Source organism: Bradyrhizobium sp. 142 (assembly GCF_023074015.1).
GTDB lineage: Bacteria > Pseudomonadota > Alphaproteobacteria > Rhizobiales > Xanthobacteraceae > Bradyrhizobium.
Map to the genome: position 1 here is coordinate 1 of NZ_JADPKQ010000178.1, position 16,614 is coordinate 16,614.

The window sequence follows — 16,614 nt, forward strand, 5'->3', positions numbered from 1 at the left end:
CGTTCTCGCCCTCGTCAGAAGTCTGTCGCGATGTCCATGTTGCGCAAGAGCGATCCTGCGTCCGCGATCGCGCAAAAATTTATGACGCAGTAAGACTAACAGTCTTCGCCAAACCGGTCCTGTGGTTACGGGTCCCGGCCTTCGCCGGGACGACCGTATCGAGAGAGCCGTGCGAAACGCCGGCGCCGCTCAATTTGAGCTGTCGATCAGGCTCTCCAAGAGCCGCTTCAATTCGCTCGTCGACTTGTCGCCGTAGCTCTCCAGGATGTGTTCCTCCTGGTCTACTGCGAGCGAGTTGAGCTTCTTGCACAGCACCTTGCCGCGGTCGGAGATGAACATCAGCACCTTGCGGCGGTCGTTCGGGTCCTGCACGCGATAAACCAGCGTGTCGGAGACCATGCGATCGATCATCTTGGTCAGCGTCGGATGGTTGAGCAGCACGGCGCCCGCAAGCTCGCCCATCGAATGGCCGTTGCCGTCCGACAGGACTTTCAGGATGCGCCACTGCTCGACGGGAACCCCTTCCTTGCTCAAGCGCAGTTCCAGCTGCCGGTTGATCTCCCGGTTGGCTTGCGCGAGCAAATAAGCGAGGTGTTCGGTAATCGGGGAGTTTTCTTTCGACGGTTTTGCCACGGCTAAGACTTCGTCTTGACCCAATTGAGTGAATGTCTTGCAATCAATGCTGCATCTATATGCACTTCAATTCTTGAATATTCAATATTTTCAAAATAGGATGTTTGCCTAACAAAAGGGCGGAAGCCGCGACCGCCTGCTGAATGTGCTTTCAAGTCTGGTCCCAGACAGGAGTTGGCGTGCGCGCGACGGTGAATTTCCCGGCTCACGGCGGCCCGGCGTTGCCGCCGTCTTTGCTGTTCAGGAATCTGTCGTCGCCCGCGGCCGACTTCGACCTGTCTCCGGTCGATGCGCATTTCATCAAGCGCCGCGGCGCGCGCAACAAGCTGCGCATCGGCGGCTTCATTTGCTGCACCGGCTCGCCCGGCGTCTGGGGCCCGTGCGCGACGAGCAGTGCGCAGCTCGCAGTGGCCGAGATCAACAGGCGTGGCGGCGTCCTCGGACGCGAGATCGAGCTTTCGGTCTACGACGCCGGCGGCCCGCTCGACGAGATCCTGACCCGCGCCGAGCAGGCGATTGCTTTCGATGAGGTCGATCTCATCGTCGGGCTGCATACCAGCGCGGTGCGCGTGGCGCTGCGCGAGGTCACGACGCGCTACCATATTCCCTACATCTACACGCCTGTGTACGAAGGCGGTGAGCAAACGCCCGGCGTCATGGCGATCGGCGAGACGCCGCGCTGGCAGAGCCGCCCCTCGATCCACTGGCTGGCTGACGTCAAGAAGGCGGCGCGCTGGTATCTGATCGGCAGCGATTACGTCTGGCCCTGGCAGTCGCATCGCGCGGTGAAGCGCTACATCAAAGAGGCCGGCGGACATGTTGTCGGCGAGGAGTTCGTTCCCCTCGGCGAGGATAACCACGAGCCGCATCTGGAACGCATCCGCGCTGCGAGGCCGGACGTGGTGCTGATCTCGCTGATCGGCACCGACAGCATCACCTTCAATCGCGCGTTCGGCGAATGCGGCCTTGCCGCCACGACGCTGCGGCTCGCCGGCGCGATGGATGAGACTGTGCTACTCGGCATCGGCGCCGACAACAGCGAGAATCTGTTCTGCGCCTCCGGTTATTTCCCCGGCATTGGCTCGCGGGCCAACGATGACTTCCAAAGCCGCTATCGCCTGATGTTCGGACCGAGCGGCCCTCCGATCGGCTCGCTCGGTCAATCCACCTACGAGGGACTGCGTTTCCTCGAAGCCGTGGCCAACAAGGCCGGTACGTTGGCGACGGGTCCGATGCTCGCGGCGGCGCGTAACATTGTGTATGGCGGCGCACGTGGCCCGGTCAGCATTCGCAACGGTCACGCCCGGATGCCGATGTATCTCGCCGAAGCCGATGGCCTCGACTTCATGCTGATCAAGCCGGTCTGACGCCGGCGCCGCAATCATGCACATGCTCCGGATCCAAAATAATACTTGAAAAGGAAAATATTTCCGTCTGTAATAACAGTGCGAAGCCAGATGGCCCACCTCGTGCGGGTGGGCCATCAGGGCTTCCGTCCAAAAACAGGGATCAAGAAGCCTCAAGGAGAGCGCCGTGACAGTTGCCCTTCCCACGCCCACCCAGCTTCGCAGCGTCGCCGAGCAGTGCGGCCTCGCGCTGAGCGATGAAGACGTCGCCTCGTTCCGCGGCCTGATGCAGGGCTCGATCGAGGCCTACAATCTGGTCGGCGCGATGCCGGACGAAGTGCCGGAGGTCAAATATCCGCGCACGCCGGGCTATCGGCCATCGGCCGAAGAGAACCCGCGTAACGCCTGGTATCGCAAGTCGACCGTGAAGGGCGCTAGGTCCGGCAAGCTCAAAGGTAAGACCGTCGCGCTGAAAGACAACATCATGCTCGCCGGCGTGCCCATGATGAATGGCTCGGCGACGCTGGAGGGCTATGTCCCCGATTTCGATGCCACGGTCGTCACGCGCATACTGGACGCCGGCGGGGAAATCCTCGGCAAGACTCACTGTGAATCCTTCTGCATGTCCGGCGGCAGCCACACCGGGGCGGTCGGCCCGGTGCATAATCCCTACAAGATGGGCTATTCGGCCGGCGGCTCGTCCTCGGGAAGCGGCGTCGTCGTCGCGCTTGGCGAAGCCGACATGGCGATGGGCGGCGACCAGGGCGGCTCGATCCGGATGCCGTCCTCGTTCTGCGGCACCTATGGCATGAAGCCGACCTGGGGCCTCGTGCCCTATACCGGCATCATGCCGATCGAGATCTTCGTCGATCACACCGGCCCGATGACCGCAACCGTCGCCGACAACGCGCTAATGCTCGAAGTGCTCGCCGGCGATGACGGCTACGATCCCCGCATTAAGGCTCCTAAGGTCGAAGAATACACCAAGGCGCTCGGCCAGGGCGTGAAGGGCATGAAGATCGGCATCCTCAAGGAAGGCTTCGAGCAGCTGACCGCGGAGGCCGCCGTCAATGAAAGCGTGCGCGAGGCGGCAAAACGCTTCAAGGATCTCGGCGCTACGGTCGAGACCGTCTCGATCCCGATGCATCTCATGGGACCCGCGATCTGGACGCCGATCGGCACCGAGGGCATGACCCAGACCATGATGTACGGCGACGGTTATGGCCTCAGCCGGTCGGACCTCTATTCGACCTCGCTGATGGATTTCCATCGTGGCTGGCGCCGGCAGGCAGACTCGTTGTCCGAGACCACCAAGCTGTTCCTGCTGCTCGGGACCTACATCAACAACAATTTTGGTCCGCGCTACTACGGCAAGGCGCTCAACATCTCCCGCCGCCTGACCGCCGCCTATGATAAGGCATTCGGCGAATATGACCTGCTGCTGCTGCCGACCACGCCGATGAAGGCGACGAAGCTGCCGGAGCCGACCGCCAGCCGCGAGGACTACGTCGCCCGCGCGCTGGAGATGATCTCCAACACCGCGCCGTTCGACATCACCCATCATCCCGCAATGTCTCTGCCCTGCGGCATGATCGACGGCCTGCCCGTCGGCCTGATGCTGGTCGGCCGCATGTTCGAGGAATCCACGATCTATCGCGCCGCGCATGCCTTCGAGCAGGTCGGCGACTGGAAGAAGATGTGAGAGAGGCATTGATGCAGGCGACCGGAAACGCAACGCATGGCTAACGCGTTCGTCGCAGCGTTCGAGATCCTGAGCTTCGGCGCGATCATCGTCCTGATCGTGCTGGGGCTCGGGATCATCGCCAGCATGATGGGCATCTTCAACTTCGCGCAGGGCGAGTTCGTCCTGCTCGGCGCCTACATCACCTATCTCGCCTACGCCAAAGGCCTGCCGATCTGGACCGGCATGATCGCCGCCCCCTTCGCCGTGGGCGCGCTTGGCTTCGTGCTGGAGGCGCTGATCATCCGCCGCTTCTACGCCGCACCGATCGTGGCCATGCTCGGCACCTATGCGCTCGGCCTGATCATCCGCGAATCCGTGCGCGGCCTGATCGGCGGTTTCTATCTCACCGTGCCCGAGCCGATCGGCGGCTCCATTGATATCGGCGCCATGCACATCTCGGCCTGGCGCTTCACTATCATCGTCATCACGATGCTGGTGATGGCCGGCTGCTATCTCCTTCTGTCGCGCACGAGCTTCGGCTTGCGCGTGCGTGCCACGCTGGAGAACCCGGCGCTGGCCCGAGCGTCTGGCATCTCCACGCCGCTGATCTACGGCGCCACCTTTGCCTTCGGCGCGGCGCTCGCCGGACTTGCCGGCGCGTTGATCGTGCCGGTGTTCAGCCTGTTTGCCGATCTCGGCCTGCGCTTCCTGATCCAGGGCTTCGTCGCGGTCATGGTCGGCGGCGTCGGCTCCTTCATCGGGCCGGTCGCGGGTGCCGGCGTCATCGGCACGCTGAGCGCCGCGCTGCCGTGGGTCATAGCGCCGGTCGTCGCCGACGTCCTCGTTTTCGTCCTTGCCATAGTCTTCATCAAATTCCGGCCACAGGGCCTCATCGCTGGAAAAGGGGTTTAATATGTTTGCAGATCGCACCAATCTCACCCGTCGTCGCTTTCTCGGCAATTTCGCCTTCGCCACCGGCGCGGTCGCGACCGGGGCCGGCAGCTGGGTGATCCCGGCCGGCTGGGCAAACGCAGCCGAAGGCCCGATCAAGGTCGGCATCGCCACCGACCTCACCGGCCCGATCGCCTATGCCGGCAATGCCGACGCCAATGTCGCGAAAATGGTGATCAAGGAGATCAACGCTGCCGGCGGCCTGCTCGGCCGTCCGCTCGAGCTCTATATCGAGGATACCGCTTCGAACGAATCCGTCGCCGTCGGCAACGTGCGAAAGCTGATCCAGCGCGACAAGGTCGACATGGTGCTCGGCGGCATCACCTCGTCGATGCGCAACGCGATTAAGGACCCGATCGTGGCGCGCGGCAAGACGCTCTACATCTATCCGCAGCTCTACGAGGGCAAGGAGTGCACGCCCTATCTGTTCTGCACCGGGCCGACACCGGCGCAGCAATGCGACGAATTCATTCCCTGGCTGATCAAGAACGGCGGCAAGAAGTTCGCGCTGCCCAGCGCCAATTACGTCTGGCCGCACACGCTCAACGTCTATGCCCGCAAGGTGATCGAGTCCAATGGCGGCGAGGTCGTGTTCGAGGAATACTATCCGCTCGACCAGGTCGATTTCTCTTCGACCGTCAACCGCATCATCTCCAACAAGGTCGACGTGGTCTTCAACACCGTCATTCCGCCGGGCGTCGGCCCATTCTTCAAGCAGCTCTATGAAGCGGGCTTCCTCAAGAACGGCGGGCGTCTCGCCTGCGTCTACTACGACGAGAACACGCTCAACATCAACCAGGCGAGCGAGATCGAGGGGCTCGCAAGCTGTCTCGACTATTTCAAGGTGCTGACCAAGGAGAATCCGTTCGACGCCAAGATCCAGGCGGCCTATGAGAAGGATTTTCCGGGCAACTTCCTGTTCGCCGCCGGCAGCGCGGCGACCGGTACCTATCGCGGCCTGAAGCTGTGGGAAGCCGCCGTCAAGGAAGCCGGCAAGATCGACCGTGAATCGGTTGCCGCTGCGCTCGATCACGCCAAGATCGCCGAAGGCCCGGGCGGACCGGCAGAGATGGTGCCGGGCAAGCGGCACTGCAAGATGAAGATGTACACCGCGGTCGCCAAGGGCGGCAATTACGAGATCGTCGGCCGCAGCGACGGGCTTGTCGATCCCAAGGAATGCTAATGAGGAATGCTGAGGCGGTATGCCGTACCACAATCAGCTTCTTCTGAATTGGCGCGAGCGCGAGGCCGCCCTCTTCACCTCTCCCGTAGGGAGAGGTCGGATCGCATCGAAAGATGCGATCCGGGTGAGGGGGTCTGGTCTCACTGGGCGCTGCGGCCCCTCACCCGGATTGGACTGGACGATGCTTCGCATCGCCAGGCGCAATCCGACCTCTCCCCGTCGGGGAGAGGTGACCCCGCTGCTACCAGCTGGGCTGACTCACGATGCTAACTCGGAATGCTGAAATCCATGGGTGCAGCTAAGCAGGCCGTGCAAGCCAACATTGGCGGTGAGACCGACGTTTCGGTGGCCGAAGCCGGGCCGACGGAACGAGCGACAGGGCGAAAAATCCTGCCGATCGTCGAGGGCGTGGTGCTGGTCGCGGCGCTGGTCGCCCCGCTCCTGCTGCAGGACTATCTCACGGTGTTCGCGACGCGCGTGATCATCCTCGCGCTATTCGCGCTGTCGTTCGATCTGGTCTGGGGCTATGCCGGCATCATGAGTTTCGGCCAGGCGTTGTTCTTTGGCTCGGCCGGATATGGCGTGGCGCTGCTCGCGCGCGATCTCGACATCACCAACATCTTCCTGGTGCTCCCTGCCGGAACCATCATCGGCCTCACCTTTGCGCTGCTCCTCGGCGGCTTCTTGCTGCTCGGCCGGCACCCCTCGAGCGTGATCTTCGTCTCACTGGGCACGCTGACCGGATCCTACGCCGCCGACCGGCTCGCGCGCGGCTGGTACTATCTCGGCGGCCAGAACGGCATCCCCTCGATCGCGCCGATGACGGTCGGCGCTTATGAATTCTCGGAAGGGCCTGCCTTTTACTATCTCGTGCTCGCCATTCTCGTCGTCGTCTATCTGCTCTGCCGTTTCTTGGTGCGCTCGCAGTTCGGTCTCGCGCTCGCCGGCCTGCGCGAGAACGAGCAGCGCATCGCCTTCTTCGGCTACAAGGCGCAGCATCTGAAGGCGATCATCTTTGCGATCGGCGGCGCCGTCGCAGGCCTTGCCGGCAGCCTCTATGCTTTCCACGAGGGGTTCGTCTGGCCAAACATGGTCGGCGTCGTGGTCTCGACCCAGGTCGTGCTTTATGTCCTGTTCGGCGGCTCAGGCACGCTGATCGGCGCCGTTATCGGCGCTGTCATCGTCGAAGGCGTCAGCTTCTGGCTATCGGATAATTACCGCGAGATCTGGCCGATCATTTTGGGATTGTTGCTCCTGCTGGTGATCCTGTTCCGGCCGCTCGGCCTGATCAGTTTCGTGTTAGGCGAACGCGAGCGCGTCGGCAGCTTTGGCGGCACGCCCAAGGAGACCAAAAAGGAGAAGCGCAATGCCGCTCCTTGAGGCCGCCGGCATCAAGAAAATCTTCGGCAAGCTCACCGCGCTCGACGGTGCTGCGCTCACCGTCGGCGAGAACGAGTTTCACGGCCTGATCGGGCCGAACGGCTCCGGCAAGAGCACGCTGATGAAGTGCATCGCCGGCGCCGAGGCGCCGACGCAGGGCAAGGTCTCCTTTGTCAACACCGACATCACTGCGTTCACGCCGACCGAGCGTGCGCGGGCCGGCATGAGCCTGAAATTCCAGATCACGAGTGTGCTGCCGATGCTGACGTTGTACGACAACATCCTGCTCGCGCTGCAGGCGCAGTCCTCGCTGTTCGACCTGGTGTTCTCGCGCACCCGCGGCGTACTGCACGATCAGGTCATGACCATGCTGACGCAGTTTCGTCTCGCCGATCGCGCGTTCGATGCCGCCGCGGCGCTGTCGCACGGCCAGCAGCAATGGCTGGAGATCGCGATGGCGCTCGCGGCCAAGCCGAAGCTGCTGCTGCTCGACGAGCCGACCGGCGGCATGAGTCTGGAGGAGCGCCGCATCACCGGCGAACTGCTGCAGCCGATCAAGAAACATTGCTCGCTCGTCATCGTCGAGCACGATCTCGATTTCATCCGTGACATCTGCGATCGCCTCACCGTGCTCGATCAGGGCAAGGTGCTGGCGTCGGGCACGGTGTCCGAGATCCAGGCCAACAAAGCCGTCCAGGAGATTTATCTGCGCCGTGCCTGAATTTCTCGACATCAAGCATCTCGACGCCGGCTATGGCCGCAGCCAGGTCCTGTTCGACGTCAACCTCGGCATTCCCTGGCGCGGCGGCGTCGCCGTGCTGGGGCGCAACGGCGCCGGCAAGACCACGCTGATGAAGACCATCGTCGGCGAGCTGCCGGCGTGGAAAGGCGAGGTCGCCTTCGACGGGCGTGACATCAGCCGCCGCGCCACCCAGGAGCGCGTGCGCGCCGGCATCGGCTACGTCCCGCAGGAGCATTCGGTGTTCGCGCGCCTGTCGGTGCGTGACAATCTCGCGGTCGGCTCGCTCGCGAGCAAGAAGGCCGACGCTGTCGACCACGTTCTGACGATCTTCCCGAAGCTCGGCCAGCGCCTCGACCAGCCTGCCGGTACGCTCTCCGGCGGCGAGCGCAAGATGCTCGCAATCGGCCGCGCCATGCTAGGCGATCCCAAGCTTCTGCTGCTCGACGAGCCGACCGAAGGCGTCTGGATCGGCGTCATCGAGGAGATCACCGAGCGCCTGATCGAGCTCGCCAAAAACATTGCCGTCATCATCGTCGAGCAGCACCTCGACCTCGCGCTGCGTGTCGCCGACTACGCCTATGTCCTCGACCGCGGCCGCGTGGCGCTGCAGGGCGCGGCAGGGGAGGTGCGGGGCAATCCGGAGCTGCTGCGGTATCTGGCGCCGTAGGTATTGTTCTTTGCAGCACCGCTGTTTCCCGCGGCGTGCACTCTGCCAAACCCGTCATCCTGAGGCGCGAGCTGCGCGGTGCAAATGCACCGCGCAGCGAGCCTCGAAGGATGAACGGCCAAGCCGTCAGCCGGGCCGTCGCCCTTCGAGGGCCGCTGAAGAAGCGGCCACTTCAGGGTGACGGGGAGATGTTGTCGCAGCAGACAACAGCTTCAGATTTGAGTTGAACGAGAGATCGGAACTATCGCGGTTGAATTCACTTCACCGCCGAGAACCGGCTGTCGAACGAATTTGCCGGCACCACAGGTGCGGCACCCGCAAATTGCGCACTGCTCGCTTCAGCCGCACCACCCGACACCGACGGCTTCAGCGTCGGGCGCGTCGCAGCGAGCCTCGTGTCCGGCTTGGCCGGCTCGGGTGGCTTCACGGCGACGACCGATTTCGGCGCCTGGGCCTGTGGGGCGAGTTTTGTCGCGGCGACTGCCGGCTTGGCGGGCGCGGCCGGCGTAGCGGCTGCTGCAGGCGGCGCCGAGGCGGTGGTGTCCGCCGTGCCCATGCCCATCTTGCGGGCCAGACCGGAGAAGAAGCCGCCGGATTTCTCGGCCGGCTGAGCTGCGGCGACGCGGGTGGTGGCGGGCGCGGCAACGGCGACGACAGGCTCTTGCTCCTGCCGCGGCGAGACGGCGGCCTGCTCGAGGTTCGGTTTGGGCGGATTGACGTGTCCGGGAATCGTGCCCGGCGCCTTCGCCATCGCCAGCATCTGCAGCGTGTTGCCTTCGGCGCCTTCCGACAGGCCGGTCGAGCCTTCCGGAATCTTGGCGGCAAAGATCTTGTTCATGCCGCCGTCGATGCCGGTGTTCATGCGCGCCACCGGCGTGCCCTTGGCGACGAGCTTTGCGTATTCCGCCTCGTCCTTCGCCTGCTTCTCGCGCACGGCGCTGGCGACATCCTCGGGGATCACATAGGCCGGGCATTTGGCCGAGGCGTCGAACACGGGATCGCGCTTGGCGTCGGGCGCGCGGGTCGCGTCGAAGACGTACTTCTTCTCGCAGAAATCGACCCTCGGCTCCTGCCGCGTCACCTCGAAATGATCATAGCCTTCCTTGATCATCTTCCAGAACGGCATGTTCGGATTGTTCCGGTGTTTTGCCATGTTCACCGGCGTCATCTTGAACGGATAGGCTTGGAGCTGGAACGCCTTCTGGCCGCCGAAGAAGGATTCGCGCCCGAGCGAATAGATCTCCGCGATCTGTTCGTCCGTCATCGCGTAACAGCCGCGCGACGAGCAGTCGCCGTGCACCATCAGCTGCGAGCCGGAGCGGCCGAGCGCCTTGTCGAACGCGTTGGGATAGCCGGTGTTGAAAGAGAGGTAATAGGCCGATTGCGGATTCATCTGGCCGGGATTGATCGAGTAGAAGCCCTCCGGCGCCTGGCGATCGCCTTCGCGCACCTTCGGTCCGAGATCGCCGGACCAGCGGCAGATCGGGTAGGTCTTGAGCAGCGCGAACTGGCCACTTCGAGTCTGCTTCCAGACCTCGAGCTCGGCTTCCTGCTTGAACAGGCGCACCAGGATCGGCGATTGCAGGTCCATGTCCTTCTCGACCATCGCGGCGAGAAGCTTTGGCGGCACCGGCTGATTGGCCTTGGCGTTGGTCGCGAGCGAGACCTGATCGGTGTCGCAGCCGGCCAGCAGAACACTGGCCGTCAGCAGCGCAACCGAAGCCAAGAGCGCGCGAGCAAGCGAACGAGAAATCAAGATGGACCCCACACCGTGCCGGGCATCGCGCGCGAACCCCAATGTTGGCGCATGGACTGACCGGACATCCGGACCCGTCGTGACGCCTTGGTCAAGACCGGCTTTTGCAGACCAAACCCCAGCGCTTATGCCCTGAAGCCATTGATTAAAATTCTAACCTCTGGGTCATGACGTCGCAACCCGAGCGGGGATCACGAGCCCGTTGGCCCAGTGGCATGGTCAACAGAGACTAAACCTGACGCTACTTTGAGCCCGACTTGGGACGTAACTTGGACCTTCCAGCCGAACTAGGACTGAGATCGCTGATTTGGGCAAAAAAAGGGTTAACGCAGGGTTACCGGGGGTGGTGCGCACCCGCATCCACGTTCTTCGTATGTTGCCAAAGGTCGTGGATGGCCGGGACAAGCCCGGCCATGACGACGCAGCACGATTTGGACGGAACGTTTGGGTGTCCCCGTCGGCGGGCACGAAAACCGCCCGAATCAGCCCAGTTTCCGGCCGATATCGAGGAATTTCTGGCGGCGCTGCTTGCGGATCGCGTCGGCGTCCAGGTTTCGCAGCTCGTCGAACGCCTTTTCGATGGCCTCGCCCGTGGTGGCGATCATGGTGGCGGGGTCGCGGTGGGCGCCGCCGACCGGCTCTTTCAGGATGCTGTCGATCACCCCGAAGCGGAGCATGTCCTGGGCGGTGATCTTCATGTTGTTGGCGGCTTCCTGCGCCTTGGTGCCGTCGCGCCACAGGATCGAGGAGGCGGCCTCGGGCGAGATCACGCTGTAGATGGCGTGCTCCAGCATCAGGACCTTGTTGGCGGTGGTGATGGCGATGGCTCCGCCCGACATGCCCTCGCCGGTGATGATCGCCACGTTCGGCACGCCAAGCGACAGGCAGGCATCGGTCGAGCGCGCGATCGCCTCGGCCTGTCCCCGCTCTTCCGCGCCGATGCCGGGATAGGCGCCGGCGGAATCCACGATCGACAGCACGGGCAGGCCGAAACGCTCGGCCATCTCCATCAGCCGCACCGCCTTGCGATAGCCTTCGGGCCGCGCCATGCCGAAATTGTGCTTGATGCGGCTGTCGGTGGAATCACCCTTTTCCTGGCCCATCACGCAGACCGCTTCGCCGCGGAAACGGCCGAAGCCCGCGACCAGCGCTTCGTCTTCGCCGAACTTGCGGTCGCCGGCGAGCGGGGTGAATTCGGTGATCAGGCCCCTGATGAAGTCGGAGAAATGCGGCCGCTGCGGATGGCGCGCGACCAGCGTCTTCTGCCACGGCGTCAGGTTGGTGTAGAGGTCCGCCAGCGCCTGCGCCGCCTTGTCCTCGATCCGTCCGATCTCGTCGGCAATATCGGTGCCGGAGGCAGCGAGCGTGCGCAATTCGTCGAGCTTGGAGTCGAGCTCGGCGACCGGCTTTTCGAAATCGAGATAGCTGCGCATCTGGTCTGGCATTAACTCAATATAGGGGGACGGACGAGGCGGCGAAGCGGGGTTGGCTTTGCTACGGCTTGGCGGACAGAAGTGTAGGTTATTCAATGAGTTGGCCTGTATGCCCTTTAGGGCGCCAGCCAAATCACGCGTGAGGCCCCGGCTCTTTCTGCGGAGATCGGGCCGAAGTCAAGGCGGTTTCGCTCGTCGTCCCGGCGAAGGCCGGGACCCATACCGCGAGGTATATATCGGTAGGCGCAGCTGTCAGTACCGCGGGACAGCTGAATACTACCAAGCTTCGCCAAACTGCTCCCTGTGGATATGGGTCCCGGCCCCCGTGCGCAATTGCGCACTAGGCCGGGACGACGGCACTTTGTTATTTCGCCGCTGACCTACTTCTCCGCCAGCGGGTGCAGGTCGCGCACCAGGCTCTTCAAGCGCTCCTCGACCACATGGGTGTAGATCTGCGTGGTGGAGATGTCGGTATGGCCGAGCAGGGTCTGCACGATGCGCAGGTCGGCGCCGTTGTGCAGCAGGTGGCTGGCGAAAGCGTGGCGCAGTACATGCGGGGACACCAGCCGGGCCTGGAGGCCGGAGGCGACCGCGAGTTCTTTCAAATCGCGGGCGAAATGCTGCCGCGTCAGATGCCCGCTCTCACCGAAGGAGGGAAACAGCCATTTCGAGGCGGCGAGGCTGTTCTTCTTGTCTGTTTTTGCGGCTTCGGTCGCCGCAAGATAATCCACCATCGCTTGCCGCGAGGCCTCGTTCAGCGGCACCAGCCGCTCCTTGTCGCCCTTGCCGCGCACCACGATCATGCGGGCGTCGCGCTTGGCCGCCGTGCGCGGCAGCGCCACCAGCTCGGAGACGCGCAAGCCCGTGGCATAGAGCACCTCGAGCAGGCAGTAGAGCCTGAGCGAGCGCAGCCGCTGCGCGGGCGAGGCATCCGCCGCCTCGCTCATTTCCTTGGCGCGCCGGAGCATGCGGTCGACATCCGCGATCGACAGCACTTTTGGCAGACCGCGGCCGCGCTTGGGCCCGGACAGGATCGCCGCGGGGTCCTCGCTGCGGATGCGCTCGTTCAGGAGGAAGCGGAACAAATGCCGCATCGCCGACAGCCGCCGCGCCACGCTGGAGGATTTGAAACCGCGTGTATCGAGATCGGCGAGATAGTCGCGCAGCGTCTGCGTTTCGGCATCCACAAAATTACAGCCGGCGCGGGCCAGAAATTCCGAGAAGTCGGTGAGGTCGCGGCGGTAGGCATCGAGCGTATTGGCGCCGGCGCCTTGTTCCGCCGCGAGCATGTCGAGGAACAGGCCGGTCAGTCTGGTATCGGAGGGCTTGGTGCGCATGGGCGCAAGCCTAGCTGCTATTTCTTGAGAAATTTGTCAGGCGGGATCGTCACCGTCATTTCCCGCGACTTCGGATTGACGAAGTTCGCCAGCGCGAAGACCACGCCATAGACGATGCCGGCGATCACGGCGGCGACCGTCAGGAAGCGGAACAGGCTGGGCATCGGGCAAGGTCTCGGGCGAGGTCTGGGATAGGCAAATTAACCAATGAAATCATCCAACATGTTCGCCGTTTCGTGGCAAGAGTCCTCTGGCGAGGGCCGCTCGGGGGGTAGTATAGGTGGCCGGATGTCGCATCTTGCGCCAGATCGAGCGAGGGACATGTCCGACGCCGCGTTGCCAGCCTCTGCCTCGCCTGAGACCGACATTTTGTCGGCCCTTGGCGCGCGCTCGATTGTGCTGGTCGGCATGATGGGGGTCGGCAAATCCACCGTCGGCCGGCGCGTGGCGGCGCGGCTCAAGCTGCCATTCGTGGACGCCGACACCGAGATTGAGACGGCCGCCCGGATGACCATACCGGAGATTTTCGAGCGCCACGGCGAGCCGCATTTCCGCGACGGCGAGGCGCGGGTGATCGCGCGTCTCCTGGACGGCGGGCCGATCGTGCTCGCCACCGGCGGCGGCGCCTTCATGCGCGAGGAGACTCGGGCGCGCATCGCCGCCAAGGCGGTCTCGATCTGGCTCAAGGCGGACCACGACGTCATCATGCGCCGCGTCCGCCGCCGGGCCGACCGTCCGTTGCTGCAAACTCCAGATCCCGAGGGAACTGTCACCCGGCTGCTCGCCGAGCGCGAGCCGGTCTATGCCCATGCCGACCTCACCATCGCGTCGCGTGACGTGCCGCATGACCGGATCGTTGACGAAACGATCGAGGCACTGCACGCACATCTGTGCGGTGAACCACTATCCGACGTCGCGAGTGCCGCACGATGACCGCGCCTTTGAAACATTCCGATCCCGTCATTGTCGACGTCGCGCTGGGCGATCGCGCCTACGACATCGTCATCGGCCGCGGCGTGCTTGCCTCGCTCGGCAAACGGATCGCTGCCTTGCGCCCCGGCGTGCGCACGGCTGTTGTGACCGACCGCACCGTGGCAAAATACTGGCTCGAGCCCGCCGAGGCATCGCTGGCAGCGGCAGGCATTCCGACCTCGCGCGTCGTGGTCGAGGAAGGCGAGATCTCCAAGACCTATGCCGGCCTCGAAAAGGTCAGCGAGGCCCTTATCGCCGCAAAGATCGAACGCAACGATCTTGTCATCGCGCTCGGCGGCGGCGTGGTCGGCGATCTCGCCGGCTTCGCCGCGGCGATCCTCCGCCGCGGTGTCGATTTCGTGCAGGTGCCGACCTCGCTGCTGGCGCAGGTCGATTCCAGCGTCGGCGGCAAGACCGGCATCAACTCGCCGCAGGGCAAGAATCTGCTCGGCGCCTTTCATCAGCCGGTGCTGGTCGTCGCTGACACCGCGGTGCTCGACACGCTGTCACCGCGGCAATTCCGCGCCGGCTATGCCGAGGTCGCCAAATACGGCGTGCTCGGCGACGAGGCCTTCTTCACCTGGCTCGAGAAGAACCATTCCGAAATCTTCAAGGGCGGCTCGGCGCGCGAGCATGCGATCGCGACCTCCTGCCGCGCCAAGGCAGGCGTCGTCTCGCGCGACGAGCGCGAGACCGGCGAACGCGCGCTGCTCAATCTCGGCCACACCTTTGGCCATGCACTGGAAGCCGCAACAGGTTTTTCCGACCGCCTGTTTCACGGCGAAGGCGTCGCGATCGGCATGACGCTGGCGGCGCAATTCTCGGCGAAGCTCGGCATGATCGGCGAGGCGGATGCCGCGCGCGTCGAGCGTCATTTGGTTGAGGCCGGCCTGCCGACCCGCTTGCAGGATATCGCTGGCTTCGCGCAGGAGGGGCTTAGCGATGCCGACGCGCTGATGGGCTTGATGGCACAGGACAAGAAGGTCAAGCGCGGCAAGCTCACCTTCATCCTGCTGGAGGCTGTGGGGCGCGCTGTCATCGCCAAGGACGTCGAGCCGGCTCCGGTGCGTGATTTCCTCAAGGACAAGCTCGCGCGCAAGGCGTGATGCGCGGCTGATCGGCGCTAAAGCGTTTTCGAGCGAAGTGGGTACCGGTTGGCGTAAAGAAAACGCGTCAAAGCAAGAAACTCGAGTGGTGCATGGACTGGCTTGGATTCACCATCGTCATTTTCTGCCTCCTGGTCTCGGGATTCTTCGCCGCGAGCGAGACCGCGTTGACCGGCGCTTCGCGCGCCAGCATGCTGCGGCTCTCCAAGCAGGGTAATCGCGAGGCCGACGTCGTCTCGCGGCTGCTCGACATGCGCGAGCGCCTGATCGGCGCGCTGCTGCTCGGCAACAACATCGCCAACATCAGTGCATCCGCATTGGCCACCAGCATCTTCACGGGCTGGTTCGGCGATGTCGGCGTGCTCTATGCGACCGGCGTGATGACCGTGCTGGTCGTGATCTTCGCCGAAGTTCTGCCCAAGACCATCGCGATCAACGCGCCGGACCGCATGGCGCTGGCGGTTGCGCGCCCGATGCGGCTGACGATGTACGTGCTCGGTCCGCTGCTTCACGTGGTCGAAATCGTGGTGCGGCTGTTGATGCGCCTGTTCGGGCTTGCGGGCGAGCACCAGGCGATCCTATCGCCGACCGAGCGCCTGCGCGGCGCGGTCGACCTGCTGCACCATGAAGGCAAGTTCGAGAAGCAGGACCGCGACATGCTCGGCGGTCTGCTGGATTTGCGCGAGCTTCAGGTCTCCGACGTCATGATCCATCGCACCGAGATGATGATGATCAACGCCGACCTGCCGCCGGAGGAACTGGTGCGCGAGGTGCTGGCGACCGAGTACACCCGCATCCCGCTCTGGCGCGAAAAGCCGGAAAACATCATCGGCGTGCTTCATGCCAAGGACCTGCTGCGCGCGATCCGTGCCTCCGACGGCGATACCTCACGGATCGATGTCTCCACCATCGCATTGCCGCCCTGGTTCGTGCCGGAGATGCGGCCGGTCTCCGAGCAGCTCAAGGCGTTCCGCCGCCGCAAGACTCATTTCGCGCTCGTCGTCGACGAGTACGGCGAAGTTGAAGGTCTCGTGACGCTGGAAGACATTCTGGAAGAGATTGTCGGTGATATCTCCGACGAGCACGACGTCGTGGTCGCCGGCGTGCGGGCCCAGCCGGACGGTTCGGTCGTGGTCGACGGCTCGGTGCCGATCCGCGACCTCAACCGCGCCATGGACTGGCATCTGCCCGACGAAGAGGCCACCACGGTCGCCGGCCTCGTCATTCACGAGGCGCGTTCGATCCCCGACCGCGGCCAGAGCTTCACCTTCCATGGCTTCCGCTTCCGCGTGCTCCGCCGCGAGCGCAACCGCATCACCGCACTCCGTATTTCACCGGTGCCGCGCGACGCCGAGGTCGAGGAAGCCAAACCGCGGCGGGCAGGGACGTCGTTTTGACGCTTACCCTCCCCCTCCAGGGGAGGG

15 protein-coding genes are annotated in these 16,614 nt (G+C 64.0%); 10 read left to right on the forward strand and 5 right to left on the reverse strand.

The features are described from left to right. Window positions 1-189: 189 nt before the first annotated feature. Window positions 190-633, reverse strand: a complete 444-nt coding sequence (locus IVA82_RS16410) for a MarR family transcriptional regulator (RefSeq protein WP_247390033.1) — start codon at window positions 631-633, stop codon at window positions 190-192. Between the two features lie 179 nt (window positions 634-812). Here IVA82_RS16410 and IVA82_RS16415 point away from each other — a divergent pair, with 179 nt between their 5' ends. From IVA82_RS16415 to IVA82_RS16445, 7 genes are all read left to right on the forward strand, one after another. After that, a complete protein-coding gene (locus IVA82_RS16415) occupies window positions 813-2,000 on the forward strand; it encodes a substrate-binding domain-containing protein (protein ID WP_247390034.1) in 1,188 nt (395 codons plus the stop codon). A gap of 166 nt (window positions 2,001-2,166) precedes the next feature. After that, complete coding sequence (locus IVA82_RS16420; RefSeq protein WP_247390035.1) at window positions 2,167-3,681, forward strand: amidase; 1,515 nt, start codon at window positions 2,167-2,169, stop codon at window positions 3,679-3,681. Window positions 3,682-3,717: 36 nt separating this feature from the next. Beyond that, a complete protein-coding gene (locus tag IVA82_RS16425; protein WP_247390036.1) occupies window positions 3,718-4,575 on the forward strand; it encodes a branched-chain amino acid ABC transporter permease in 858 nt (285 codons plus the stop codon). Window position 4,576: 1 nt separating this feature from the next. Next, window positions 4,577-5,797, forward strand: coding sequence for a substrate-binding protein (locus IVA82_RS16430; RefSeq protein ID WP_247390037.1), 1,221 nt, complete (start codon window positions 4,577-4,579; stop codon window positions 5,795-5,797). 276 nt (window positions 5,798-6,073) lie between these two features. Then, window positions 6,074-7,177 carry a branched-chain amino acid ABC transporter permease gene (locus IVA82_RS16435; RefSeq protein ID WP_247390038.1) on the forward strand — a complete coding sequence of 368 codons (1,104 nt, stop codon included), beginning with the start codon at window positions 6,074-6,076 and terminating at the stop codon, window positions 7,175-7,177. Then, window positions 7,164-7,898 (forward strand): ATP-binding cassette domain-containing protein, encoded by a 735-nt coding sequence (locus IVA82_RS16440; RefSeq protein ID WP_247390039.1) that lies wholly within the window; start codon window positions 7,164-7,166, stop codon window positions 7,896-7,898. Before IVA82_RS16435 ends, IVA82_RS16440 begins: the two co-directional genes overlap by 14 nt. Continuing rightward, a complete protein-coding gene (locus IVA82_RS16445; RefSeq protein WP_247390040.1) occupies window positions 7,891-8,586 on the forward strand; it encodes an ABC transporter ATP-binding protein in 696 nt (231 codons plus the stop codon). Before IVA82_RS16440 ends, IVA82_RS16445 begins: the two co-directional genes overlap by 8 nt. Before the next feature lie 256 nt (window positions 8,587-8,842). Here the strand turns inward: IVA82_RS16445 and IVA82_RS16450 are convergent, their stop codons facing one another. From IVA82_RS16450 to IVA82_RS16465, 4 genes are all read right to left on the reverse strand, one after another. Further along, window positions 8,843-10,342 carry a murein L,D-transpeptidase family protein gene (locus IVA82_RS16450; RefSeq protein WP_247390041.1) on the reverse strand — a complete coding sequence of 500 codons (1,500 nt, stop codon included), beginning with the start codon at window positions 10,340-10,342 and terminating at the stop codon, window positions 8,843-8,845. A gap of 482 nt (window positions 10,343-10,824) precedes the next feature. Next, window positions 10,825-11,787, reverse strand: coding sequence for an acetyl-CoA carboxylase carboxyltransferase subunit alpha (locus tag IVA82_RS16455; protein ID WP_247390042.1), 963 nt, complete (start codon window positions 11,785-11,787; stop codon window positions 10,825-10,827). A gap of 368 nt (window positions 11,788-12,155) precedes the next feature. Continuing rightward, window positions 12,156-13,112 carry a site-specific tyrosine recombinase XerD gene (xerD, locus tag IVA82_RS16460; protein ID WP_247390043.1) on the reverse strand — a complete coding sequence of 319 codons (957 nt, stop codon included), beginning with the start codon at window positions 13,110-13,112 and terminating at the stop codon, window positions 12,156-12,158. Between the two features lie 17 nt (window positions 13,113-13,129). Then, a complete protein-coding gene (locus IVA82_RS16465; RefSeq protein WP_247390044.1) occupies window positions 13,130-13,276 on the reverse strand; it encodes a histidine kinase in 147 nt (48 codons plus the stop codon). A 157-nt stretch (window positions 13,277-13,433) separates the two neighbouring features. On the opposite strand from IVA82_RS16465, the gene IVA82_RS16470 reads away from it, so the two are divergent. The 3 genes from IVA82_RS16470 (at window position 13,434) to IVA82_RS16480 (ending at window position 16,587) form a co-directional block, all read left to right on the forward strand. Further along, on the forward strand, window positions 13,434-14,045 hold the full coding sequence (locus IVA82_RS16470) for a shikimate kinase (protein WP_247390045.1): 612 nt from the start codon (window positions 13,434-13,436) through the stop codon (window positions 14,043-14,045). Continuing rightward, window positions 14,042-15,190 (forward strand): 3-dehydroquinate synthase, encoded by a 1,149-nt coding sequence (aroB, locus tag IVA82_RS16475; protein WP_247390046.1) that lies wholly within the window; start codon window positions 14,042-14,044, stop codon window positions 15,188-15,190. Before IVA82_RS16470 ends, aroB begins: the two co-directional genes overlap by 4 nt. Before the next feature lie 92 nt (window positions 15,191-15,282). After that, the gene (locus IVA82_RS16480) at window positions 15,283-16,587 is read left to right on the forward strand and encodes an HlyC/CorC family transporter (protein WP_148740812.1); all 1,305 of its coding nucleotides are present in this window, start codon (window positions 15,283-15,285) and stop codon (window positions 16,585-16,587) included. Window positions 16,588-16,614 lie beyond the last annotated feature (27 nt).

Coding starts and splice junctions, on each gene's coding strand:
- IVA82_RS16425 (WP_247390036.1), top strand. CDS start 3,718: ATGGCTAACGCGTTCGTCGCAGCGTTCGAGATCCTGAGCTTCGGCGCG.
- IVA82_RS16430 (WP_247390037.1), top strand. CDS start 4,577: ATGTTTGCAGATCGCACCAATCTCACCCGTCGTCGCTTTCTCGGCAAT.
- IVA82_RS16435 (WP_247390038.1), top strand. CDS start 6,074: ATGCTGAAATCCATGGGTGCAGCTAAGCAGGCCGTGCAAGCCAACATT.
- IVA82_RS16440 (WP_247390039.1), top strand. CDS start 7,164: ATGCCGCTCCTTGAGGCCGCCGGCATCAAGAAAATCTTCGGCAAGCTC.
- IVA82_RS16455 (WP_247390042.1), bottom strand. CDS start 11,787: ATGCCAGACCAGATGCGCAGCTATCTCGATTTCGAAAAGCCGGTCGCC.
- xerD (WP_247390043.1), bottom strand. CDS start 13,112: ATGCGCACCAAGCCCTCCGATACCAGACTGACCGGCCTGTTCCTCGAC.
- IVA82_RS16465 (WP_247390044.1), bottom strand. CDS start 13,276: ATGCCCAGCCTGTTCCGCTTCCTGACGGTCGCCGCCGTGATCGCCGGC.
- IVA82_RS16470 (WP_247390045.1), top strand. CDS start 13,434: ATGTCCGACGCCGCGTTGCCAGCCTCTGCCTCGCCTGAGACCGACATT.
- aroB (WP_247390046.1), top strand. CDS start 14,042: ATGACCGCGCCTTTGAAACATTCCGATCCCGTCATTGTCGACGTCGCG.
- IVA82_RS16480 (WP_148740812.1), top strand. CDS start 15,283: ATGGACTGGCTTGGATTCACCATCGTCATTTTCTGCCTCCTGGTCTCG.